This is a genomic window from Salinicola halophyticus (assembly GCF_003206695.1).
Classification (GTDB): Bacteria; Pseudomonadota; Gammaproteobacteria; order Pseudomonadales; family Halomonadaceae; genus Salinicola; species Salinicola halophyticus.
Window position 1 is genome coordinate 1 of record NZ_PZJN01000014.1, and the last position, 24314, is coordinate 24314.

At 61.0% G+C, this 24314-nt stretch carries 15 protein-coding genes, 1 tRNA gene and 1 pseudogene; 7 read left to right on the forward strand and 10 right to left on the reverse strand.

Features of this window, described 5'->3' with window-relative positions:
* Together DOM58_RS16790 and thpD are read right to left on the reverse strand one after the other, a co-directional pair.
* On the reverse strand, positions 1–639 hold a 639-nt coding region (locus tag DOM58_RS16790; protein WP_110693832.1), incomplete at its 3' end, for a fumarylacetoacetate hydrolase family protein.
* Positions 640–809: 170 nt separating this feature from the next.
* A complete protein-coding gene (thpD, locus tag DOM58_RS16795) occupies positions 810–1760 on the reverse strand; it encodes an ectoine hydroxylase (protein WP_110693833.1) in 951 nt (316 codons plus the stop codon).
* 387 nt (positions 1761–2147) lie between these two features.
* On the opposite strand from thpD, the gene DOM58_RS16800 reads away from it, so the two are divergent.
* Complete coding sequence (locus tag DOM58_RS16800) at positions 2148–2354, forward strand: hypothetical protein (RefSeq protein WP_075563246.1); 207 nt, start codon at positions 2148–2150, stop codon at positions 2352–2354.
* A 78-nt stretch (positions 2355–2432) separates the two neighbouring features.
* Here DOM58_RS16800 and DOM58_RS16805 read toward each other — a convergent pair whose 3' ends face one another.
* The 4 genes from DOM58_RS16805 to DOM58_RS16825 form a co-directional block, all read right to left on the reverse strand.
* Positions 2433–2750 (reverse strand): hypothetical protein, encoded by a 318-nt coding sequence (locus DOM58_RS16805; protein WP_110693834.1) that lies wholly within the window; start codon positions 2748–2750, stop codon positions 2433–2435.
* Between the two features lie 178 nt (positions 2751–2928).
* Positions 2929–3465 (reverse strand): HPP family protein, encoded by a 537-nt coding sequence (locus DOM58_RS16810; protein WP_075563244.1) that lies wholly within the window; start codon positions 3463–3465, stop codon positions 2929–2931.
* A 121-nt stretch (positions 3466–3586) separates the two neighbouring features.
* A complete protein-coding gene (gene egtB / locus DOM58_RS16815) occupies positions 3587–4879 on the reverse strand; it encodes an ergothioneine biosynthesis protein EgtB (protein WP_223162214.1) in 1293 nt (430 codons plus the stop codon).
* 1898 nt (positions 4880–6777) lie between these two features.
* Positions 6778–7341 (reverse strand): DUF4145 domain-containing protein, encoded by a 564-nt coding sequence (locus DOM58_RS16825; protein ID WP_110693837.1) that lies wholly within the window; start codon positions 7339–7341, stop codon positions 6778–6780.
* A 273-nt stretch (positions 7342–7614) separates the two neighbouring features.
* Between DOM58_RS16825 and DOM58_RS16830 the strand changes: the two genes are divergently transcribed.
* The 3 genes and pseudogenes from DOM58_RS16830 to DOM58_RS17905 form a co-directional block, all read left to right on the forward strand.
* Complete coding sequence (locus tag DOM58_RS16830) at positions 7615–7908, forward strand: type II toxin-antitoxin system HigB family toxin (RefSeq protein ID WP_110693838.1); 294 nt, start codon at positions 7615–7617, stop codon at positions 7906–7908.
* Positions 7905–8366, forward strand: coding sequence for a helix-turn-helix domain-containing protein (locus DOM58_RS16835; RefSeq protein ID WP_223162215.1), 462 nt, complete (start codon positions 7905–7907; stop codon positions 8364–8366). The genes DOM58_RS16830 and DOM58_RS16835 overlap by 4 nt, the downstream gene beginning before the upstream one ends.
* Positions 8320–8418: pseudogene (locus DOM58_RS17905) on the forward strand (transposase); the annotation flags it as partial. The gene DOM58_RS16835 and the pseudogene DOM58_RS17905, both read left to right, overlap by 47 nt.
* Positions 8419–8449: 31 nt before the next feature.
* Here the strand turns inward: DOM58_RS17905 and DOM58_RS16840 are convergent.
* From DOM58_RS16840 to DOM58_RS16850, 3 genes are all read right to left on the reverse strand, one after another.
* Positions 8450–8525 (reverse strand) — tRNA-Thr (locus DOM58_RS16840).
* A 109-nt stretch (positions 8526–8634) separates the two neighbouring features.
* The gene (locus DOM58_RS16845) at positions 8635–10200 is read right to left on the reverse strand and encodes an efflux transporter outer membrane subunit (protein WP_110693839.1); all 1566 of its coding nucleotides are present in this window, start codon (positions 10198–10200) and stop codon (positions 8635–8637) included.
* Between the two features lie 66 nt (positions 10201–10266).
* Entirely contained in the window at positions 10267–11385 is a 1119-nt protein-coding gene (locus DOM58_RS16850; RefSeq protein ID WP_110693840.1) for an AI-2E family transporter, read from the reverse strand.
* Positions 11386–11822: 437 nt separating this feature from the next.
* On the opposite strand from DOM58_RS16850, the gene DOM58_RS16855 reads away from it, so the two are divergent.
* The 3 genes from DOM58_RS16855 to DOM58_RS16870 all read left to right on the forward strand — a co-directional run bounded on the left by DOM58_RS16855 (position 11823) and on the right by DOM58_RS16870 (position 22495).
* Entirely contained in the window at positions 11823–12074 is a 252-nt protein-coding gene (locus DOM58_RS16855) for a hypothetical protein (protein WP_075563238.1), read from the forward strand.
* A 345-nt stretch (positions 12075–12419) separates the two neighbouring features.
* Positions 12420–12896 (forward strand): hypothetical protein, encoded by a 477-nt coding sequence (locus DOM58_RS16860; protein ID WP_110693841.1) that lies wholly within the window; start codon positions 12420–12422, stop codon positions 12894–12896.
* A gap of 620 nt (positions 12897–13516) precedes the next feature.
* Complete coding sequence (locus DOM58_RS16870) at positions 13517–22495, forward strand: GH36-type glycosyl hydrolase domain-containing protein (RefSeq protein WP_245392318.1); 8979 nt, start codon at positions 13517–13519, stop codon at positions 22493–22495.
* Positions 22496–22587: 92 nt separating this feature from the next.
* Here the strand turns inward: DOM58_RS16870 and DOM58_RS16875 are convergent, their stop codons facing one another.
* Entirely contained in the window at positions 22588–24282 is a 1695-nt protein-coding gene (locus DOM58_RS16875) for a methyl-accepting chemotaxis protein (protein WP_110693843.1), read from the reverse strand.
* Positions 24283–24314: the final 32 nt, after the last annotated feature.

A 24314-nucleotide genomic window follows, 5' to 3' on the forward strand; every position in this document is an offset into this window, starting at 1 on the left:
CAGCCCCAGCGACAGCGACAGCCCGAGAACGGCGTCGCGGGGAAGCTGGCCGACGCCGGAAGGCGTGCCGGTCAAAATCACGTCACCCGGTTCGAGGGTGAAGGTGCGGGTCATCTCCTCGAGCAGCGCCGGCAGGCCGAACAGCATGTCGCTGGTCTTGCCGCTCTGCTGGCGCTGGCCGTTGATATCGAGATGGAAAGTCACCGCTTCCCAGTCGACCTCGCCTTCCACCGGCACGAAGCGTGACAGCGGGCAGGCGCCGTCGAAGGCCTTGGCCCGCTCCCACGGATGGCCTTTCTCCTTGAGCGCGGACTGCACGTCGCGCAGGGTCAGATCCAGCGCCAATCCCGCGCCGATCACGCCGCTCATCGCATCTTCCGCGCTGACCTGGCTCATGCGCTTGCCGATCAACAGCGCCAGTTCGGTCTCGAAGTGCACGTCGCCATGGCTGAATTGGCGTTCGATCGGGTCTTCGAGCTCGACGGCGCTGGTCGACGGCTTGATGAACAGGATCGGCGACGTCGGCACCGGATTGTTGAGTTCCTTGGCGTGTTCGGCGTAGTTACGCCCCACGCAGAGAATCTTGCCCAGCGGCAGGCCGGTCTCGAGACCGTCGGTAAATCGGGTGATGAATGGCATGGCGAGCTCCAGGGCAAAGGCGATGACCGTAAACGAAAGAAGCCGCCGCTGGCGGCGACTCAGCGAGTCTACCTCCAACGGCGGCTTATGGCATCAGCCCGAGCTGCCGCGAATCATTACCTCTCGAAAGCGGTTCGCGGCGAGATCACTGTAGCCCTCGCACTGCTGTCTTAGTGCGTGTCCTGCTGCGGCGTCCACACTTCGTCCGGCTGGTGAGCCAGGAACGAAGGCCGCTCCTTCTTGGCGCCGAACGGCTGCACGCAGGCGTTATCGCGACGGTTGTAGACGAAAAACGCGTTGCTGCGCGGATCCGGCGACATGTTGGCGTTGGAACCATGCAGCGTGTTGCAGTCGAACATCAACAGCCCGCCAGCGGCGCCAGTGGGCGCTTCGATACCGCGCTGCTCGATCAACTCACGTAGCGCGTCGTTGCTCGGCACGCCGAGTTCCTGCTGCTTCAACGACTGCTTGTGGTTGTCGTCCGGCGTTTCGCCCAGGCAGTGCACGAATACCTTGTGCGAACCGGGGATCAGCATCAGCGGACCGTTGAAATGATGGTTGTCCGTCAACACGATGGAAGCGCTGACGGCGTGCATCCCCGGCATGCCATCTTCGGCGTGCCAGGTTTCGAAGTCCGAGTGCCAGTTGAAGCCCTTGCCGTGGAAGCCGGGCTTGTAGTTGATCCGCGACTGATGCACGTAGACATCGCCACCGACGATCTGGCGAGCACGGCCGACCATTCGCGCATCGTTCGCCAGCTCGGCGAAGCGCTGCGACAGATGATGAATGGCGAACAGCGAACGGATTTCATGGCTGCGCGGTTCGGTGATCGAGAAATCGCGATCACGAAAGTCGTCCCGGTCGAGCATGACGGCCAGTTCGGCGCACAGCTCGTCGAGTTCTGCCTGACCCAGGAAGTTGGGTTCGAAAAGAAATCCATCGCGTTCGAAACGATTCAGTTGCTCGTCGTTCAGCGGGCCATCGAGATGGCGGCCCTTGACGACGTCCTCCTGCCGTTGTTGCCAGAGCGCGTCCTGCGGCTGGCGCAAACGAGTCGGGTAGCGATCCTGCTCCGTCCACGTGGAATTCTGGGTTTTGGGGGATGCGGTCTGTACTGACATCCAATCACCTCCGAGTTTGTGATCAGGTTTCAGATCCAGTCCTAGGTGCGGTGCACCATGGGATAACGCTAGGCGCTAAACTTGATTAGGAAAGGGTCAATAAATCCTCAGCTGTTTTTCAGTGGGATACTCATCCTAGAAAAGAGTACGGGAATTTCAATACTCCGACAGTCGGAGCCGATGGCTCTCGTCTAGTGCATCCACGGTGCCAGCCGGCGTTCGCAGTCACGATAACTTATGTCAATTCCGGCCAAATGAGCGTCAGATCGGCTCAGATCAGGACACGCGAACGCCATCGTCCGTTCATCACCACGTCATACGGTCGCGCCAGACTACCGCCCACGAAACGACGATGCTCAAAACCTTCACCCTCTCCAGAGGTGCGTCATGATTCGCGTCACGCTCGATCTCACCTGCTCGATCTGCGACCACGACCAGTTCTTTCTCCCGATACGCGCCGAGGAGAGACAACAGGTGCGATGCGCCAACTGTGCCGCATTCAAGTGCTATTCCGCGGATCTGGAAAAAGCGATGATCGCCCTGTCTCGCGACCGGAAACGTCGTTGCGGACACGGGCACGCCAACGCCGCGTGATGGCCCGCGCGACGGTTTGAGGGTCAAGTTCAGGCGGGTGACACCCAAGACAGGCCGAGGCGGTTCACCGCACGGCGATCAATCCCGAGCCGAGGACCGGTGCCCCGCTTCACCGGAAGTGTCGTCTCGGGGCTGGCGGGATCCCGGCATTTGCCGGGCCGTGGGTTCCCAATCGCGGTAGGGCCGCATCGGCTTGACCACCGAGTCGCGATAGAAAGAGACGAAGGGCTCATTGATCAGCGGTGAATGCGCTTTCGGTACATCGCCGAACTCGCAGCGGAAATTGGCGCAACCCGTGGTCGACTCGGCGCCCGTCTCGCTAGCCCAGGCAATTCCCCAGCCCGTGCCCCCGCTCATCATCCAGCCCACGATCAGGCAACATCCGAGGGTTTTCATGGCATCCCCATCCCGTTGATCCGCCGACGTGGATTCGCCAGTCTTGCCGGAAGCACGACGAAAACCCCGAGTGTAGGGAGAGCCAGCGGCCGCTGCCGCCTGAAAGGTGTAGTACCCGGAACGCGAGAAGGGTGAGAAATCGAAGCCGCCGCTGCGGCAATTGCGCGAACCGCGCGCCCTACCACCAGTGCAGCGGATAGCGGCGATGCCGTGCCAGATTATTGATCAGCACCGCAATCAGCAGCATCAGCAGACAGCCGGTCGCGACCGGAAAGAACGCGTAGGACCAGCCCAGCGTATGGAGTTCCCCGGAACCGATCACCGCGATCAGCGCCGTCGCCCCACCCGGCGGATGCAGCGTATGGGTCAGCTGCATGAGCAGGATCGAGGTCGACACTGCCACCGCCGCCGCGACCCAGCTATCACCGAGCAGCTTCCAGACCAGCACGCCGCACAGCGCCGAGAGCACATTGCCGAACAGCACGTTACGCGGCTGGGCCAGCGGGCTTTCCGGCGCGGCATACAGCAGCACTGAGGTCGCCCCGAAAGAGCCGACCATCAGAAGCGAATGGGTTTGAAGCGACTGAGCGCTCACCCAACCGACGCCTGCCATGCCCAGAAACGCCCCCAGCCACGACCAGATGGCATCGCGCCAATCCGGTGCCTTCCGGTTCGGTGGCGAGCCCTTCATCTTGCCGAGATATCGTTTGACCATCGTGACGCTGGGACCAGTAAAAAAAGGAGCGCTATAGTGCCACTCGTCACCGGTTCCGCCAAATGGCGTCTAACGTCTACCGACCGCGAATTCTGACAACGCCTCTGTGCTAATCCCGCCGCTATTCTGACGTCGGGAGATCCCTGGCCAGGCGGAAACCGGAAAAAGCCCAACGGGCATGCGGGGGGAAGAAGTTTCGATAAGTGGGACGGATATGATCTTCCGGCGTTACGCAACAGCCGCCACGGAGAATCATCTGCCCGGACATGAACTTGCCGTTGTACTCGCCAAGGCTCCCCGGCAACTTCTTGAACCCTGGATAAGGCCGATAGGCACTGCCGGTCCATTCCCAGACATCGCCGAACATCTGCCCCGGCACGTCCCTGGGCGCCGCAGCAGCAACCGGCTGCAAATGGTCCCGCTCGATGAAATTACCCAGCATGGGGACCTCTCGCGCGACCGTTTCCCACTCGGCTTCGGTCGGCAGCCGGGCGCCGGCCCACTGGGCATAGGCGTCGGCCTCGAAGAAACTGACGTGACAGACCGGCGCATTCAGATCGACCGGCACCAGGCCGCCGAGGGTAAAGTGATGCCAGGCGCCATCGCGTTCGACCCAATAGAGCGGTGACTTCCAGCCTTCGGCCTTGACCGTGGCCCAGCCGTCCGCCAGCCAGGCATCGGGCTTGTCGTATCCTCCCGCCTGCATGAACTCGAGAAACTCGCCATTAGTCACCGGACGGTCGGCGATCTGGAAAGCTTCGACGAACTGACGGTGCCGGCCCATCTCGTTGTCGTAGGCAAAACCCTCCTCGGTTTCGTCATGGCCAATCAGCCGAATCCCGGCGGGATAGCCATGCCACCGGAGTTCGCCGGACTCGTGTGCGGGCGCCGGCGCCAGGTCGTCTCGGTAAACGGCGCCGAGCGGGTTCTGAGCCAGAATATGCTTGATATCCATGAACAGCAGCTCCTGATGCTGCTGCTCGTGAGGTAGCCCCAATTCGACACGGCGGAGGATCTCCTCGACATGGGCTTGCGGGGGTTCCTCGAGAAGTTCCTGCATCGCCCGGTCGATATGAGCCCGGTAGCGATAGACGTCGTCGACGGTCGGCCTAGAAATCATGCCGCGGTCGGAGCGCGGAAACGGTACGCCATGCGTCTCGTAATAAGAGTTGAACAGGTAGTCGTAGGCGGGATCGAGGGTCTGATAAGCGGGGTGAAAAGGCTTGAGGATAAAGGCTTCGAAGAACCAGCTGACATGGGCGAGATGCCACTTGGGCGGGCTGACGTCCGGCATGCTCTGCACGATGTAGTCTTCCTTGTGCAGCGGCGCGCAGATCGCTTCGGTGGCGGCTCGAACACGCTGATAACGACGCAACCATTCCTTGGCATGGAACGTGTCGGACGTCTCCCTCATCATTTCCTGGCTCTGTGGCACCGGATTCCCTCCCAAACGGCTCCATGGATTTCTATCGGGCGAACGCTCGGCAACGACTATCACGGCCCTCGTCCGCTCGCCCAACAGCTCCTTAACGATAGCCCCGGAATTGGAGGACGTCATTGTCACCAAGGCAACGATGCGTAAGTCAAAATGACGGCAGGGGGTATCGAGGGTTTCAGCGAACGCCGGTCGAGGCGTTTCCTCTAAGCATCGAAGACCACAGCGCTATGCCAATTCAGGGTCTCAGCCACAAAAAACCGTCGGATTTGGCGGTTTTAGAGCATCGTCATTCACTCAGGAATCATCACCGATGGCTCGGTGGCGGGAAGCGGGCTAACCAACAATCTACGCATTACTAATTCGCCCTGAAACTGGTCAGTCGCCGTCTTTTAATGTAAAAACAACCAGTTATGGAAGCATAAGCTGTCAACGCACGTCTCTGAGCGTCAACGCGGTTGAAAACTGGTTGACACAGGCAGTCTAACTTAACTTTTTTTCCTACCTAGCTAAGATCTAGTCTAGCTGTACAGGCCTTGAAAGCAACGCGCTCTAGTATCCTATTGGACTTAACGTAGCTAAAACCATATAGTCAATGAAAGGCTGCGATAACACAGCAACACGATAGTCAAGAGCAATTGAATTACTGAAAAATATAGTTAAAGACTATCAAATTCAGCAATGAGGGTTTCCAAATGTCAATCGACACAATTGAACGCCCAATGACTCTCAAAGAGATTAAGTCGAGTAAAAAATCAATCCAGAAAGAATCTCGATCGTCTGCCAAAGTAATAGGTGGCTCTACTATTGTTGTGAGCTACGGCAAAGACTCTACCTCAGGCAAATTCAGTTCCTCTAAAAAGCAAAGTTCTTCTATTGAACGCTTCTTTAAGAGAAACAAGCTAGCATAAGGCAAACAGATTGATCGGCCTTCTCGTAGTACCTATTCTAATTTGTGGCTACATCACAATTACGACCTTACCAAAAGAAAGAATAAGGATCAGTCTTTATCAGGGTTGGTCTCTCTATCTACGAGCCGCAACGTATGGAACACTCATAGTCGCGACTGTATTTTTTATATTTTGTATAACCCTCCCTTCCCTGCCATTAAAATACCCCGAAATTGAAATATTCAGAAAAATACCTTCTCAAAGCGCTGTCAACCTCCTTGCGTCGTACATATTGAAAAACTCGAATCTGACATTCAATATAGACGCTAAATCTATTCTCACGCTACAGATAATTTCACTTTCAACCATCTCTATTTGTAGTACCGCGTTTTTATCCATAACACTAAAGGTATTAGCGCTTCTATTCCCCAGAGTTTATCGCAAGAACCAGCAAACCATAGTCAACAAACTTGTCCAACAAAAATCGCCAATCGAGTATTCTTTGCTAATTATTGCCGAAAAACTATCGCAAGACATTTTATACAATCAAAGAATGTCAAATCTAAGAAACATGGTGCTTGCCATGATTGAAAAAGACATCATAAAAAAATCAGACCCTGAGTTCAATGACATCTTAGAAGAAGTGGAGCTTAGAGATCCTGACAAGTTTTCGTATGCTCTGATAACTTTAGACAATGGAAAATTCTACATTGGCTGCCCGAAAATCATTCCTATACCTGACGAAGAAAGCATTTCTTCAAACTCGATATCCTTTTTGCCTATCATTTCTGGTTTCCGAGATGAAAAGCAAAATTTAGTGTTCACCACCAGGTATGATTTTGACATTGAACTTGACCGAGACATAGACTGCATCTCTATACCTCGATCAAATATCATTTCTGTTTCCAGCTTCAACTTCGAAACTTATTACCGGCTAAAAAACAACTCTTTACACTCGAAATTGACACGCCAACAAAGCCTGACTTTTTAACTGTCAGAGGGAGGAATCCTCGCCGGAAATTCATAAATAAATTTAAGCAGCATTTCTGCAAAAGAGACAAGCTCTACCGCATCCTCGCGCGTCATATCCACTATCTCGTGAGTAGCTTCGTTCCCTTTCTTTCTGATGTGATCAACCCAGCCTTTCCCATTTGGAGGCACATATCCATTTTCAGCAAGAAAATTCACGTAGAATATAAATGATTTTCCTGTCTCAGCCTTTTCCGACACAGCAAGGTTCATTAAAAGCTTTCTTGAGGTAAGTACAGACGCAGTGAATGCATTTATCGAAATACATCTTCTAGACTCATTATAAAGCTTACTCACCTCATTGGGCACGCTTTCAACGCTATTCCCAGGTGCTATCCCAGGAACCTGCTCATAGCCATTAAAGAAAGTTGGCTTCTGACAATTAGGACAGATTCTCAAACTGCAAACGTTAGGATGAATACCGTTCCTGTAAAACCCAGTTACTGAAGCGACAAACACCCCACAATACCCGCAAACAAGTTCTTTGCTGCCAATATTCGATAAATCTTCCCAATGATTCATTTCACTCTCCCTTTCCCCGCCCAGCACTAATTCCCTGTTCCCTGGTCCGCTACTCGCTTTGCGATCCTGTCTCCGTTCCGATCGGCTTGAGCCGGCCTCAGTAACTTTTTGATACGTTTCAGGAAGCCTACCATAGCTCTGGGAAAATCGAGCTTACGACAATGGACGCAAGCGAAACGCCATGGCCATCCTGATCCCGCACAGCGGATTATAGCAGATTGCTATGCATATCAGATTGCTATACCCTGCTCTCAACGCTACAGGGAAGGTCGCATGCACATCATCACCCAAAAGCGCATCTGGGAAGCCATGGGGACATGGCCACAGTCCTCGACCGCGCTAGAGTCGTGGTTTCGAATCATGAAGGTCAGCGAACCGAAAGACTTCGCAGCGATGAAAGCTATCTTCCCTGCAATCGATAAGGTCGGCCGCCACCACATATTCGATATAGGCGGCAATAAGATCAGGCTGATCGCCATCGTCCATTACCGGGCCAAACGGGTGTATATCCGCGACATCCTGGACCACAAAGAGTACGACAAGGGCAAATGGAGGAGTGACACATGAACGCCATCCTTGATCAAGCTGCCGTGCATTGGGCTCACATCGCCCCTCTGCTCTCCGAGCCGACCGGCGACGACGAGTACGACGCCAAGGTAGAAGCGCTGGATGAACTGCTCGATACCATCGGTGATGACGAGAATCATCCTCTGGCTGGCCTGGCCGAACGCCTGGGCGATCTCATCGAGGCCTATGATGAAACACATCGTCCGTTGCCCGACGCTTCTGATATCGACGTGTTGCGCTATCTGATGAAAGAGCATGGCGTATCCCAAAGCGGGCTACCCGAAATTGGAGCGCAACCGGTGGTTTCAGCCGTCCTGGCTGGTAAGCGCTCCTTGAACTGGCGACAGATATGCGAACTCTCGGATCGATTCGGCGTGCCGACTGATGCCTTCAGGGGGCCACAGACAACTCGAGGGCAAACGAGGCCCGCAGCCGGTCGCCCTGGAGCAACTCTATAGCGAGATCGGGTATCTAAAGATGGAACTCGATTGGCTGAAAAAAGCGTCACGGGGCGGGATCGGGCGTAAACCCTTGATACGCCTGGTGCCGGTAAGTGGACTCGAACCACCGACCTACGCATTACGAATGCGTTGCTCTGCCAGCTGAGCTATACCGGCCAGGCGGCGCCTATGATAATCATCAACGCCGAGACGGACAACTGAAAACGCTATCCGCAAATCGTCGTAAAACAGGCGGTTGGCGTTGATGCCCAGACGACGATCGCGATCATTTCGTGGAGGTCGCGTTGGGATCCGGGGCGGAGACGAACCCGCCACTGTGGTGCGGCACGGCGGCGTCCAGCGCGAGGCCGCCGCCCAGCGCCTGGACGAGCTGCACCGAGCGGTCGAGACGCTGCGAGTCGACCTGGGTCAGGCTCTGTTCGGTCGATATCAGTTGCTGCTCGCTGCTCAGCACGTCCAGATAGTCGACCAGCCCGGCGCGGTAGCGCTCCTCCACCAGACCGTAGGCGGAACGCGCGCTCTCCAGCGCCTCCTGCTGGCTCTCGCGCTGGCGATCCAGAGATTCCAGGGTGGTGATGTCGTCCGCCACTTCCCCCAGTGCGGAAATAATGGTCCGGTTGTATTGCGCCACGCTCAGGTCGTAGTCGGCATCGGTGCTGTCGAGGTTGGCGCGTAGCCGGCCGCCTTCGAAGATCGGCAACGAGATCGCCGGCGTAACGCTGCCGGATTTCGCCGCTTCGCTGAAGAAGTAGTCACCCAGGGCCGAACGGAAGCCCGCCATCGCCGAGAGGTTGATGTTGGGGTAGAACTGCGCCTTGGCGGCCTTGATGCTCTGGGAGGCGGCCTCGACCCGCCAGCGCGCGGCGACGACATCCGGCCGATGGCCGATCAGTTCGGCGGGGATCACGCTGGGCAACGCGGCGATGGCCGGCGAAAGCGCCGTGGGCCGGGGAATCGACTCGCCGCGGTCCGGCCCCTTGCCGAGCAGAATGGCCAGCGAGATTCGCTCGCTGCGGATCGATTGCTGCGCCGATTCCAGCGATTGGCGGGCGTTGGCGGCCGTCACCTGCGACTGCAGACTCTGGGATTCGTTACGGATGCCGGCCCGCAGCAGCTCGTCGTTGATATCGTTGATGCGCTGCGCCCGGTCCAGCTGGCGTTGAGCCACGTCGCGCATGGCGTAGGCGGTGGCCAGGCTGACATAGGCCCGCGCCACGTTGACCGATAGCGTCAACCCCGCCGCGCGGTATTCGATCTGCTGGGCACGCGCTTCGCCCAGCGCGGCCTCCCAGGCGGCGCGGCTACCGCCCCAGAGATCGAGATCATAGTCGAACGAGACCAGCAGCGACCGCGAGGTAGAGTAGAAGTTGCCCTGCCCTTGCGGATCTTCCACCTTCGAGACCCGCGACCGCGAGACTTCGGCGGAAGCATCGACGCTGGGCAGCGCCCCGGCTCTGGCCGAGGCGATGGCGGCGTTGGCCGAATGCAGCCGCGCCTGGGCCACGGCGATGTCCGGCGAATCGCTCAGCGCTTCCTGAATCAGGGTGTCGAGTTCGGGGTCGCCCAACCGCTTCCACCAGTCGATCTCGGGCCACGCCGCCGGCGACACCGGGGTCCGCCCGAGAACCTCGGTCACGCTCAGCTGGCTGATGGGCGTCAGCGTCTGCTGCGGTTCGAGCCCGGCATAGTTGGCACACCCCGAAAGCGTGAAGCCAGCAAGCGCGATGGCGCCGACCCAGCCGGTCGCGCCACGTACCGATGACGCGCCATAAGTAAGCGACGCGCCATGCAAAGGCGACGCTCCATGCAAAGGCGAAAGGAAATCAGACATCCGTCTCCTGATCAGTCAAATCCGGGATAATTAATTAGCAGTATAACAATTCAAACGACATGCCATCTACCCGGGCTGGTGATCCTGAGGTTGGGCGGGCGCCTCGACCGACGGCGGGGCGTCTTCCAGACTCTCGGCCTCTTCCGCCTGTTCCTGGCGATACAGCGACCAGGCCACGATGAACAGCGCCGCGATCAAAGGACCGAGCACGAAACCGTTGATGCCCATCAGGGTCATCCCGCCGACTGTGGAGATCAGCACCACGTAATCCGGCAGCTTGGTCTCCTTGCCGACCAGCGGCGGACGCAGGAAGTTGTCGACCAGCCCGATGACCACGACGCCGACGAAAATCAGTATCGCGCCCTTGACGTAGGCCCCGGTAATCAACAGATACGCCGCCACCGGCACCCAGACGATGGCCGAACCAATCGCCGGCAGTAGCGACAGGAACGCCATCATCACGCCCCATAGCAGCGCGGCTTCGATCCCCAGCGCCCAGAACGCGACACCCCCGATCACCCCTTGGACGATGGCGATGATCACGTTGCCCTTCACGGTGGCGCGCACCACGGCGGTGAACTTGTCGATCAGTTTGTAGGTGTACTCGTCGCTCAGCGGAATGGTGATTCGGATCATTTGGCCAAGCGAGCGCCCGTCCCGGAACAGGAAAAACAGCAGATAGAGCATGATCCCGGTGCTGACCAAAAACTGCAGGGTGTTCTGGCCGATGCTCAACATGTGCGTCGCGATCAACCGGCTCCCCTGCTCGAGCGCAGAGGCCAGGCGGTTGCTGATATCGGACAAGCTCCCGAAACCGGCATCACCCAGCCAATCCTGAACCGAAACCGGCAACGAGCCTTGAAACTGCTGGACGTATTGATTGAAATCGATATCACCGCTTCCCACCCGCTGATAGACGCTAGCGCCCTCGCGCACCATGGCCCCGAAGATCAGCGTTATCGGCAGGATGACGATGAACACGCACGCCGCCACGCTAATGAGTGCGGCCCAATTGCGACGCCCGTGGAGTCGACGTTCCAGTCGACGCTGCATGGGCTGGAACAGGATCGCCAGAATCACGGCCCACAGGACGGCGCCGTAGAACGGTAACAGCAGCCATACGAAAGCGATGGAAACTAGCGTCAGCAGTAAGATGAACGCCTTGTGCTGGCTCAGAGAGTTCATGAAGATTCCGAAGTCAAATTGTCTTGGCCCCTAGCATAGCGGTCTGCAGGCGTGGACGTTCACTAGAGAATGCATGTCATGTCGATAAGCGGCTGAAAAAGAGTCTACAAGGCGGGTTTCAGGATGATTTGGCGAGATTCTGAAAAAAATTCCCCCCATTGCCGCCCAGCCGATTCAGCCACTTACTACACAAGACTTAACATGGGATAACTGGACGAAAAACTCGACACCGTACAACCCTTGTACAGCACTGGATGCTGTGCCAGCATACGATTGCGGGACGAAGAAGATTGTACGGGCCGACAAGGAACGTCAGGTCAGCAGGAGCCGGCAAGGACGCCGGGCAAGATCGGGCAAGGATGCCCAGCAGGACGCGGCAAGGAATGCCATCACCACGATCGGTCGAATGGCCGGTCTTCAGCCAAGGAGGGCTGTCTGTGAAAGATTCTATTTCATGCACCCGTTGCGGTAACGCTCAATCCATCTCGACGGAAGCCCATCTGGAATGGGACGAGATCAGCTGCACCGAGTGCGGCGAGTTTCTCGATACCATCGGGCACTGGGCGGATTCCCATTCACCCAACTACTCGATCCAGATTCTCAATCAGTGTCGTGGCCTGACGCTCAAGATGGCACGTGAGAATCAACCGCTCAACGATCAAACCTCCACCTGGAGAGCGAGCGCGTGATCAAGGTAACGTTGGACCTCACCTGTTCAGTCTGTAGTCATCAACAGTTCTATCTGCCGATGAACGACGGTGAAGGTCAAAACGTGAGATGTGCCAATTGCAGCGCCTTCAAATGCAGGACGCTGGACCTGGAAAAAGCGCTGAGTGCCGTTCACCGGCCACTGTCCAGCGTCAATCCTGCAGCCGCCTGATCCATTACCCCCAACCTTGTAAACCGCCCGACAATGGGCGGTTTTTTATTGATCAACAACTACGCTTAGCGGGAACCGGCTGGATCAGTGCGGGAAGCCATCAGGTACATGGAGCGGCCATGAACACGGGGCTACGGCGAGCAAGGAGAGCTATATGGTTGAGATCGCGCAGTTGAAAGAGTACATCAGGGACGAAGCCCACGCGTGTCAGGAGCGTCTGGCCGACTTCAAAAAGGCCCTGCACGCGAGCGAGGCCAACCTGCGCGAATTGCAGAGCCGCGTGGAAGCGTGGGTCGAGGATCTCGATCTCGACGACATCGAGATCCATCGTGGCGAAGCCCATCATTCGCTCGAGAAGTATGACGAGACGTTCGAGATCACGCTTCAGGTACTGACGATCACGTTCGGTAGCTGCAAGCTGCACGTCGAGCCGGAGGAGCAGTACCTCCATGGCAATCGGATCCTGTTGTACGCCTCCTCGGACGAAGATGACATCAAGGAGATCATCGAGTCCGAGAACAAGTACTACTTCACCGACCTGCAGTTCGGGCAGAAACGCGACCTGTCGAAATACACCGAGCTCGACGAGACCACTTTCTACAAATTGCTCTACGCGTGGCTCCGCTCCTGAGCGGATCTCGGCCCGGCATGGCGAGAGTCTCCCGCGCTTCGACTTCCGACTGGCGCCTCCCGGCTTTGGATTCTCCGCTTCAATTTCCAGCTTCCCAAAAAAAGGCCCCGACAGTGTCGGGGCCAAGTGCGTTCCGCAGGAAACGAAACTGCGGGCAGTCTATCGGGAACGGCGGGCGGCAATGCCTTGACAAGGGATGTTTTTCGCCTGCAATTCTTGCCGCGGTCGTCGCCTTTCCCCTCGCTTCGCCGCCAGGCCTGAAGACGTCGCCCAGCGCGATCGCCTACTCGATTCCCGGATCGATCCCCGTCCCGACTCCCAGCCCTGTCCCTCACCCGATTCCCAGCCCTGTCTCCGACCCGATTCCGGTATCGTCGAGCATTCGCTAATTTGCCGGCCTGCGCTCATACTCGGGTTAACTATCGAGTTGACGATCATGGCTGTCTGACCAGGTGGTCGAATCAGTTTGTCGAACCAGATTAACGAAGCAGGTTGACGAATCAGGTCAGCAACCCGATCGACGATTCGCACGGACCTCGCCAGACGCGCACCGGTCATCATGATCCGGTCAACACATCCCGCGACGCCCCCCATTTCGTAGCACGCCGTGACGGACGTTCATGGCGCTTACCACCTCGACACTCGACGAATTTTCGAGTGGCACCGCCTATCGCCAGCGGGCGTGTTTCGTTTTCGACCATGGCATGGAGTTCAACGCTTCGGCGCGAGCAGTGATTTTACTCGCCCGGCGGCTGGAGATTACCAATGCATCGACGCGTCAGGTCACCGATCATCCGATATCGCTGCTCCTCTGGGGGTGTCAAGTGAACGCCCGGTGGCGGTGGCGCAGCGGCCACGAAGAAGTCACGCCGCCGTGGAACACTCGAGCGCCCGTGCGCGAAGAGCTGTTCGGCCCCGAACGGCTCGAGCAGCACGCCCAGAGCCTGGCTCTGGCGCAGCCCATCACGCTGCATCCCCCCAGAGTCAAACCGCTGAATCAGCGCCTGCAGGAGAACACGGTGGCGCTGCGGATCGCTTATCGCAGCATCGTCGACGAAGTCGCCAATCGCCACAGCATCGTGCCCGCCGCGGAGTGGTTGCTCGATCACTATCATCATGTCGAAAAACATGTCAGCGACATCGTCGAAGATCTACCGCCCGGATATTACCGTCAGCTGCCGAAACTCGCCGATGGCCCTTTTGCCGGTTACCCCCGCGTCTTCGGGCTGACCTGGGCCTACGTCGCGCATACCGACAGCCACTTCGACCCGATCACGTTGACCCGATTCATCACCGCCTACCAGCGCGTCGAACCGTTGACCATTGGCGAGCTGTGGGCGATCGCGATCAGTCTGCGGCTGGTGCTGGTGGAAAACCTGCGCCGGCTCTCCGACCAGATCATGCATGCTCGGGATGCTCGTGCCGAGGCCGATGTTCTGTGCGAACGCCTGCTGCTCCCTGGCGCCGGCAGCGAACCGCTGCGGGCCTACGCCGATCTGGACATCGACGATCCCTTTGCCGCCCATTTCTACGCCCAGATGGCCAAGCGCCTCCGCGATCAGGACCCCGGCAAGACGCCGGCGCTGGCGTGGCTGGAGCAGCAATTCAGCCGCCAGGAGGTATCGATCGCTGCGGTGGTGCAAAACGCCCATCAACGCCAGGGCGCCTCCAACGTCAGCGTGCGCAACGTCATCACCAGTCTGCGGCATATCGCCGATTTCGACTGGGCGACCCAGGTCGAACAGGTCAGCCTGGTCGACCAGCAGCTACGCGCGAACAGTCGCTTCGCGGAGATGGATTTCGCCACCCGGGACCGCTACCGCAACGCCATCGAACAGCTGGCGCGGGGCTCGCACCGGGACGAGCTTTACGTGACCGAACAGGCACTTTCCGCGGCACGAGCTGCCCCGCCCGCGGGCTGCCAGCCGGCCGAAGCAGAGCGGCTCGCCGATCCAGGCTATTACCTGATTGCCGATGGCCGCCGCGAACTGGAACGATCGCTCGGCTTCCGCCCGCCCCTGGCGCTGCAGGTTCGTCGTGGCGTGCTGAAACTGGGTCTGGCCGGTTATGCCTGCGCCACCGGGCTGATCACGGTGCTGTTGATGGGGTTGGCAGTCTGGACCTTGAATGTGGTCGACCTGCCGTTCGTCTGGCAACTGCCCTGGTTACTGCTGATCTTCCTGCCCGCCTACGAAGTGGCAACGGCGCTGGCCAATCGCGCGTTGGGCGAAGGTGTCGGCGGCGAGGCGCTACCCGGGCTGGCGCTCGAGGAAGGCGTTCCGCCCACGCTGAGAACGTTGGTCGCGATACCCGCCATGCTGACCGAGGCGGTTGCCCTGCGCGAGCTGGTCGAGCGCCTGGAGGTGCACTACCTCTCCGGTAACGGGGGCGATCTGACTTTTGCCCTGCTGCTGGACGGTCGCGACGCCGACACCGCCGAACTGCCAGGTGACGATACCTTGCTGAGTATCGCCGTCGAAGCCATGGCGCAGCTCAATCAGCGCCACGGCCCCGCCCCTACCGGCCCACGATTTCTGCTGCTCTATCGACGCAGACTCTACAATGCCAGCGAAGGCTGCTGGATGGGCTGGGAGCGCAAGCGCGGCAAGCTGACCGAGCTCAACCGTCTGCTGCGCGGTGCCGACGACACCTCCTATGTGTCCGTGGATGGTTACGCGCCCTGGGTGCCCTCCGAGGTGCGCTACGTGGTCACGCTGGACAGCGATACACAGCTGCCACGAGACACGATCGCCCGGCTGGTCGGCAAGATGGCGCATCCGCTCAACCAGCCGGTGTTCGGTAACAGCGACAGGGTCGTTCGTGGCCATGCCATTCTCCAGCCTCGGGTGACGCCCTCATTGCCCATCGGCCGCCAAGGCTCGCGCTATCAGCGTCTGTTTTCGGCACCGGGCGGCATGGATGTCTACACCGCCGCGGTATCGGATCTCTACCAGGATCTATTCGGCGAGGGTTCGTTCGCGGGTAAAGGCATCTACGCCGTGGATGCCTACGAGCGAGCGCTCTGCGGTCGTATCCCAGAGAACAGTCTGCTCAGCCACGACCTGCTGGAGGGCATCTTCGCGCGCGCCGGGCTGGCTTCCGACGTCGAGGTCGTCGAAGCGTACCCCGAACGTTACGATGTGGCGGCCAGACGCCAGCATCGCTGGACGCGTGGCGACTGGCAGCTGCTGCCCTGGTTCTGGGGGCGGCGCGCCGACCGACAGGCACTGACCGCGGTGGGCTGCTGGAAGATCGCCGATAACCTGCGCCGCTCGCTGCTGGCACCGAGCCTGTTCGGGGCGCTCATGATCTGCGCCTGGCTCCCGCTGACCGCCGCGCTTACCGCCATGGGTCTGACTCTGGCGTGCCTGATCATTCCGGCGCTGATCCCGATCGTATTTGCACTCAAACCCCATCGCCGCGACGGCAACTGGCGCCACCACTGGCGAACGCTGGGCCGGGATCTGCGTACCGAGATGGGCCGCTGCCTGCTGAGCCTGACCCTGCTGGCGGATCAAGCCTGGCAGATGAGCGATGCCATCGTCCGCACCTTGTATCGCGTCTACGTTTCCCACCGCCATCTGCTGGAGTGGACCACGGCCTCCCAGCTGGCCGGAGGCGAACGTCTGGGGGTTGCCGGTTTCGGTCGCGAGATGGCCGGCGGCACCCTGCTGGCCCTGGCCCTGGCGCTGATCCTGGCGGTCATCGAGCCACCGGCGTGGGCCCTTGTCCTGCCCCTGCTGGTGCTGTGGCTGGTGGCACCGCTGATCGCGCTGTGGACCAGCCGGGCCCCAACCGATACCACCGACAATCTAAGCCTGGCACCGCCCCAGGCTCAGGCACTACGCCGCATCGCCCGGCGTACCTGGCAGTTCTTCGATACGTTCGTGACGCCCGCCTCTCACGCGCTGCCGCCGGACAACTTCCAACTGGATCCCAAGCCGGTCATCGCCGAGCGTACCTCGCCGACCAATATCGGGCTCTATTTACTGGCGTGCATCGCGGCGCGGGATTTCGCCTGGATCGGCACCCATCGCGCGGTCGAACGCCTGGAAGAGACTCTGGCAACGCTCCACGCGATGGAGCGCTGCAAGGGCCATTTCTACAACTGGTACGACACCCGGTCTCTCGAGCCGCTCGAGCCGCTCTACGTCTCCACGGTGGACAGCGGCAATCTGGCAGGCCACCTGATCACCCTGGCCAGCGCCTGTGAAGCGTGGATCGCGCATCCCCATGTCGTCGATCCCCGCGAGGGGCTGAGCGACACCCTGCTGCTGTGCCGCGAGGATATCGCCGCCACCCAACGGCTGGACGAGGAGACACGAACGGCGCTGCTGAACGAGCTGGAAACGCTCGCGACCCGTCTCGAAGCGACCGCCTACGGTATCGAGTACTGCGACTTGCTGCGTCAGTCGATCGACACCTGCCAGGGTCTGCTCGCTGCCCAGACACCCGCCACCTTTGACGTCGATCCAGCGGCCGTCGATGCGGCGACCGGAGAAGTGTCGCCGCAGCGCTGGCTGCTGATTCTGCAGCAGTGTCTCGACGAGCACCGCCGCGACGCCGAGGATACCGAGCCGGTTTCTCGAACGGCGCCTTTTGAAGCGGCGCTGTCTCGCACGCCGCTGGAAACCGGCGATCATCCGACGTCAGGCGGCTCGGCGCCTCCCGGGAGCCTGCGCCAACGGCTTCGCGCGCTGGCCGACCAGTCGCGCCAACTGGCCCTGGCGATGGATTTTCGCTTTCTGCTGGTGACCGAACGCAAGCTGATGTCGATCGGCTACGCGCCGCGAGAGGATCGGCTGGACGACGGCTGCTACGACCTGCTCGCCTCCGAGGCACGTCTGGCGAGTCTGGTGGCGATTGCCAAAGGCGACCTGCCCACCCGCCACTGGTTCCGCCTGGGCCGCGCGGTGACGCCGTTGAAGGAAGGCGTCGCGCTGATCTCGTGGTCGGGATCGATGTTCGAATATCTGATGCCATCGCTGGTGATGCGTGCGCCACTGGGCAGTCTGCTCGAGCAGACCAACCGCCTGGTCGTGGCCAGCCAGCGCCAGTACGCCAAGCCCCACGATATTCCCTGGGGCGTCTCGGAATCCGCCTACAACGCGCGGGATATCGACTTCACCTATCAGTATTCCAACTTCGGCGTGCCGGAACTCGGGCTCAAGCGTGGCCTGGGCGACAACCTCGTCATCGCACCCTACGCCACGGCGCTGGCCACCATGGTCGCGCCCCAGGCCGCGCTGGATAACTTCGCTCGGCTCAGGGCGATGGAAGCCGAAAGCCACTTCGGGTTCTTCGAAGCGATCGACTTCACCCTCACGCGCCTGCCCGTCGACAAGAGCTTCGTCATCGTCCGCAACGTCATGGCTCACCATCAGGGGATGACGATCGCGGCCATCGCCAATGCCCTGCTGGAAGGACGGCTGCGCAGCCACTTCCACAGCGAACCGATGATTCAGGCCAGCGAGCTCCTGCTGCAGGAGCGCCTGCCGCGGGAAGTGGCAACGCTGCCCTCGCCCAACGACGCCGATCATGCCGCGCCCTCGAGCACCGTCGCACCGGCGGCGGCCGTACGTCGACTCGAAGGAGAGCCGACCTCGCAGCCGGTCACGCACCTGTTGTCCAACGGCCGCTACAGCGTGATGCTGACCGCTGCCGGCGCCGGTTACAGCCGCTGGCAGCAGCAGGCGATAACGCGCTGGCGTGAAGACGCCACCTGCGATGAATGGGGGAGCTTCATCCTGCTCCGCGAGCACGATAGCGACGCCTGCTGGTCCGCCGGCGCGCATCCGATCAAGGGCCCGGCCGATTACCGGGAGGTAGTATTCGCCGAGGATCATGCGCGCTTTACTCGCCGCGACGGTGATCTCACCACCGTGCTCGAGGTGCTGGTCTCCGGCGAGGACGATGGCGAAGTGCGTCGCGTCTCGGTGACCAACGGCGGCCGCCATGCCATCGCGATCGACGTGATGTCCTACGCCGAGGTCGTGCTCACCCAGCCGCCCACCGACGATGCCCACCCGGCGTTCGCCAAACTGTTCGTCGAGACGGATTTCATCCCCGAGTACACCGCATTGACCGCGACACGGCGTCGGCGCGCGGCCCAGGAAGCGCCAATCTGGGCGGCCCATTTCGCGGTGATCAAGGGTGACTGCGTGGGTGAGCCGCAGTACGAGACGGACCGGGCCCGCTTTCTGGGCCGGGGGCGTCAACTCGGCAATGCCAGAGCGCTCGGTCACCAGCCGCTGTCGAATACCACCGGCGTGGTACTGGATCCGGTGTTCTCGCTGCGTTACACCCTGAAGATCGCCCCGGGTCACGCCGGCCACATCGATTTCTGGACGGTGGTCGCCGAGAGTCGCGACACGCTGCTGGCCCTGATCGACAAGCATCACGACATCAGCGCCTTCGAGCGCGCTCGGACCCTGGCCTGGACCCAGGCCCAGGTGCAGTTGCGCCATCTCGACATCGACCTGGAAGAAGCCGCGGATTTCCAGCGTCTGGCGGCGCCGATCCTGTACAGCGATGCCCGCTTCCGCCCGCCGTCCCAGACGCTGAAGCGTGGCCTGTCGATACAGTCCAACCTGTGGCCGATGGGCATCTCCGGCGACCTGCCGATCGTGCTGCTGCGCCTCGGCGACCTCGAGGATATCGCCTGGCTCAAGCGGCTGCTGCGCGCTCACGAGTACTGGCGTGCCAAAGGCCTGGGCGTCGATCTGGTGATCATCAACGATCGCGCCCACTCCTATCTGCAGGAGCTGCAGGATGCGATCGAAACGGCCGTTCGCTCCAACCGTCCGCCCACGCATATCGAGGGCGATCTGGCGCTGGGCTCGGTCTATACCTTGCGCGCCAACCAGTTGAGTCTGGCCAGCCACGAACTGCTGCTGGCCGTGGCCCGGGTCGTGCTGACGGCCCGCAAGGGTGCGCTTCCCGCCCAGCTCGATGCGCTGCTGGCGGCGCCGACCATTCGGCACGACGCCAGTGTCGGCCCCCGGGCTCGATCGGGCACCACCGAACATGATCGCGCCAGCCAACAGGGCAAGAGCGAGGCGCAGGCGACTTATCAACGCCCGGCAGTGGCCCCCTCTTCGCGCCCACCGCTGGGAGATCTGACGTTCTTCAATGGCTCCGGCGGCTTCGACCATGACGGCCGCGAATATGTCTGCGTGCTGGACGACGGCGCGACCACGCCGCAGCCGTGGATCAACGTGATCGCCAATGCCGGATTCGGGTTCCAGGTCTCGGCGGAAGGCGGCGGCTACACCTGGGCCGACAACAGCCGCGAGAACCAGTTGACCCCGTGGTCCAACGATCCGGTCAGCGATCTACCCGGCGAAGTGATCTACGTGCAGGACGCCGACAGCGGCGAGCTCACCACCGTCACCGCCAACCCCGGCTCTAGCTCCGGTTCCGACTCCGACTTTGACTCCAACGGTTCCCATCGGCGCGAGGCCGGGCATCCGGTCCGTCACGTCGCGCGCCACGGTTTCGGCTATACCCGCTTCGAGCACGACACCGTCGAGCTCTCGATGGCGCTGTTGCAGTATGTCCCGCTGAACGATCCGATCAAGATCTCGCGGCTGACACTGGAAAACCGCACCGGCAGGTCACGCCGACTGATCGTGACCGCCTACACCGCCTGGGTGATGGGCACGTCGCGGGCCCGGACCGCGCCCTTCCTGGTGTCGGAACACGATACCGCCACTGGGGCACTGTTGATGCGCAACCCCTGGAACCAGGCCTTCCCCGGACGTGTCGGATTCGTCGACCTGGACGGGCACCAGAGCGGTTGGACCGCCGATCGTCGCGAATTCCTGGGTGAGGGTTCGCTGGCCGACCCCGAAGCGCTGACCGAGCAGCGACCGCTGGCGGCCAGCGTCGGTGCCGGATACGACCCGTGCACGGTACAGCAGTGCACGCTGACCCTCGCCCCCGGCGAGTCGGTCGAAGTCGTGGCGTTCATGGGCCAGGCCGACAGTGACGAAGCGGCACGCGAGCTGATCGAACGCTATCGGCACAGCGATCTCGACGCCAAGCTGGACGAGGTCGAAGCCTACTGGCAGGCCCTGCATGGCACGCTCCAGGTCAGCACGCCGGACCCGGCCATGGATCTGATGCTCAACGGCTGGCTGCTGTATCAGACGCTGGCCTGCCGAGTCGTGGCACGCTCAGCGTTCTACCAGGCCAGCGGCGCCTACGGTTTTCGCGATCAGTTGCAGGATGGCATGGCGCTCACCTTCGCCATGCCGGGGCTGGCTCGCCACCACCTGCTGCGCGCCGCCGGGCGCCAGTTCGTCGAGGGCGACGTGCAGCACTGGTGGCTACCGCATTCCGGTCAGGGCGTTCGCACCCACATTTCCGACGATCGGGTGTGGCTCGCGTTCGCTGCCGCGACTTACCTTCAGTCGACAAACGACTCAGCCGTTCTCGACGAAAGCGTCGGCTTTCTGGAGGGTGCCCCGCTCGCCCCCGAGGCGCACGACGATTTCGCCCAGCCGCTGGTGGCCGACGAGGCGGCGTCGCTATTCGAGCACTGCGCCCGCGCCCTGGATCAGGCCCTCGAACAGTTCGGCGAGCATGGCCTGCCACTGATCGGCACCGGCGACTGGAACGACGGCTTCAATCGCGTCGGCGAGGCGGGTCGCGGCGAGAGCGTGTGGCTGGGCTGGCTGTTGCTACGTACGCTTGCGCTGTTCGCGCCGCTGGCCGAGGCTCGCGTTGCCCCGGAAGACCGGGCCCGCGCCGCACGCTGGCGGGAACGCGCCGAAACGCTACGGCTGGCGCTGGAAAACGAGGCCTGGGACGGCGAGTGGTATCGTCGCGCCACCTTCGACGATGGCCAGTGGCTGGGCACCCACGACAACGACGCCTGCCGCATCGATGCCATCGCCCAGTCCTGGGCCGTGCTCTCGGAAGGTGCCGATCCCAACCGCGCCGCGCAGGCCATGGCGTCGGTGGAACGCCATCTGATCCTGCCCGAGAAACGGCTGGCGCTATTGTTCACCCCGGCGTTCGACAAGACCGCGCTGGAGCCCGGTTACATCAAGGGGTATCCGCCGGGGCTGCGCGAGAACGGCGGGCAGTATACCCACGCCGCGATGTGGTCGATCCTCGCCTTCGCCAAGCTGGGGCAAGCGGACAAAGCCTACGCGCTGTTCTCGCTGCTCAATCCGATCAACCACGCCCTGACGCCGGAAGCCGTCGAGCGCTACCGCGTCGAGCCTTACGTGATCGCCGCGGATGTCTACTCCGAGGCGCCTCACGTCGGACGCGGCGGCTGGACCTGGTACACCGGCTCTGCCGGCTGGATGTATCAGGCCGGGGTGGGCGGCATCCTGGGGATTCGTCGCGAAGGGCTTCAACTGATCGTCGCACCCTGCATTCCCGATACCTGGCCGGGCTTCTCGGCCACCGTCAATCTCGAGGGCAGCACCTGCCTGATCCGGGTCGAACGCGTCTTGGAGGGGCAACCGGCCGGGGCGACGCTCGATGACGAACCGCTGGAGGACAGCGCCACCGAGGCGCGGCTGACGCTGGACGGCCAGCCGCACGTGCTGGTCATCCATCTCGCCCAACGGGAATCGACCTGACAAAACGCGCCCTGTAGCGGGCGCGTGTCGAACCTCAAAGGCGTGAGGCTAGCGGTATTCGACCCCGGCTTGCTGGCCGATACCCCGAGCCATCAGAACGAACTCCACTCCTCCGCCGCTTCCTCACGGGCCGGCGACTTGAGGGCAGGCCGTTTCAGCGATGTTGGCCGGGGCGTGTCTCGACTGGCCGCCGTTGGCGTGGCTGCAGCCGGAGCGGGCCGGGCGGCGTCGGCACCAGAGGCGGCGCCTTTGAAGAACGAGACCTCTTTCAGCAGGCTGGCGGCCTGGCCTTGCAGTGACCGGCCGGCGGCGCTGGATTCTTCCACCAGGCTGGCGTTCTGCTGGGTCACGCCATCCATCTGGGATACCGCAGTGTTGACCTGATCGATACCCTGAGACTGCTCGCGGCTGGCGACCGCGATTTCGCCCACCAGAATCGTCACCCGCTCGACACCGTCGACGATCTCTTCCAGCGCTTGACCCGCTCGGTTGACCAGTTCGGTGCCGGAACCCACCTGACCGATACTCTCCTCCACCAGGTGTTTGATCTCCTTGGCGGCATCGGCGCTGCGTCCGGCGAGATTGCGTACTTCGTTGGCCACCACGGCAAACCCGCGACCCTGCTCACCGGCGCGGGCCGCTTCCACCGAGGCGTTCAGCGCCAGCAGGTTGGTCTGGAAGGCGATCTGGTCGATCAATCCGACGATGCCGGCGATCTTGCGACTCGACGTGTTGATGCCTTCCATCGCCTTGACCGCCTGCCCCGCCACTTCGCCTCCGGCGCTGGCCCGTTGGCTGACATCGTGGACGAGCTTATCGGCTTCGGCGGCGTTTTCCGCGTTCTGGCGCACGGTCGAGGTGATTTCGTCCATCGAGGCCGCCGTCTGTTCGAGGCTGGCGGCCTGCTCCTGGGTTCGACGACTGAGATCGTCGGTGCCCTGGGCAATTTCGTCCGCGGCGATGCTGACCGATTCGGCATTGTCACGCACGCTCATGACGACGCGGGAAACCTGGACTTCCATGGCCTGAAGCGAGCGCAGCATCGCACCGAACTCATCCTTACAGGTGATATTGATCGGAGTGTTGAGCTTCCCGGCGGCCATGGCGTTGGCGAACGCCTGGGCTTTCCCCAGCGGCGTCATGATGCCGCGGATCAGCCATAGCGCTATCAACGTTCCTATGACCAGCGATACGAGCATGATCCCGACAATGGCATTGCGACTCCATTCGTATTCGCTGACAGCGCCCGCGAACGCCTCGCCAGCCTGGGCACCGTTGCGTTCGATCAGGGTTTGAATGGCGCCGAGCGTCTCGGGATATTGCGCGCGCAGCGTGGTCGTCGCGATGACTCGGGCTCGGTCGAAGTCATTGCCGATCATCGCCGCGTTAAGCTCGGCGATGGTCACTCGCAAGTCGGCCAGCGCCGTGATGAAGGCGTCCGCCATCTGGCGCTCCTGGGGGCCGCCGATGCGTTGCGGGTAATAGTCGCTCCAGGCCGCATCGATGATGGCGTCGTTCTCCGCGATCTCCTGCTGCGTCGTCCGTGCGGACTCGGGATTGCGATCCCGCTGCTCCGCGGTGATCTTGACCCGGTTGCTGAGCAGAGCGCGATCGATGTGGCTGAGATCCTCCAGGGTCAGCACGTTCCCTTCATAGGTTCTTTCAAGGGCGGTTTTGGTGTCGCTTAGGCAATACAGCCCGACGACTCCGACAAGGAACAGCATGACAATACAGGCGCCCAGGCTCGCGGCCAGGCGGAGTTTCACGCTTCGATTCAGTAACAGCATGGCAAAGCCCCGATAGGTGCCCTTGGCTCAAG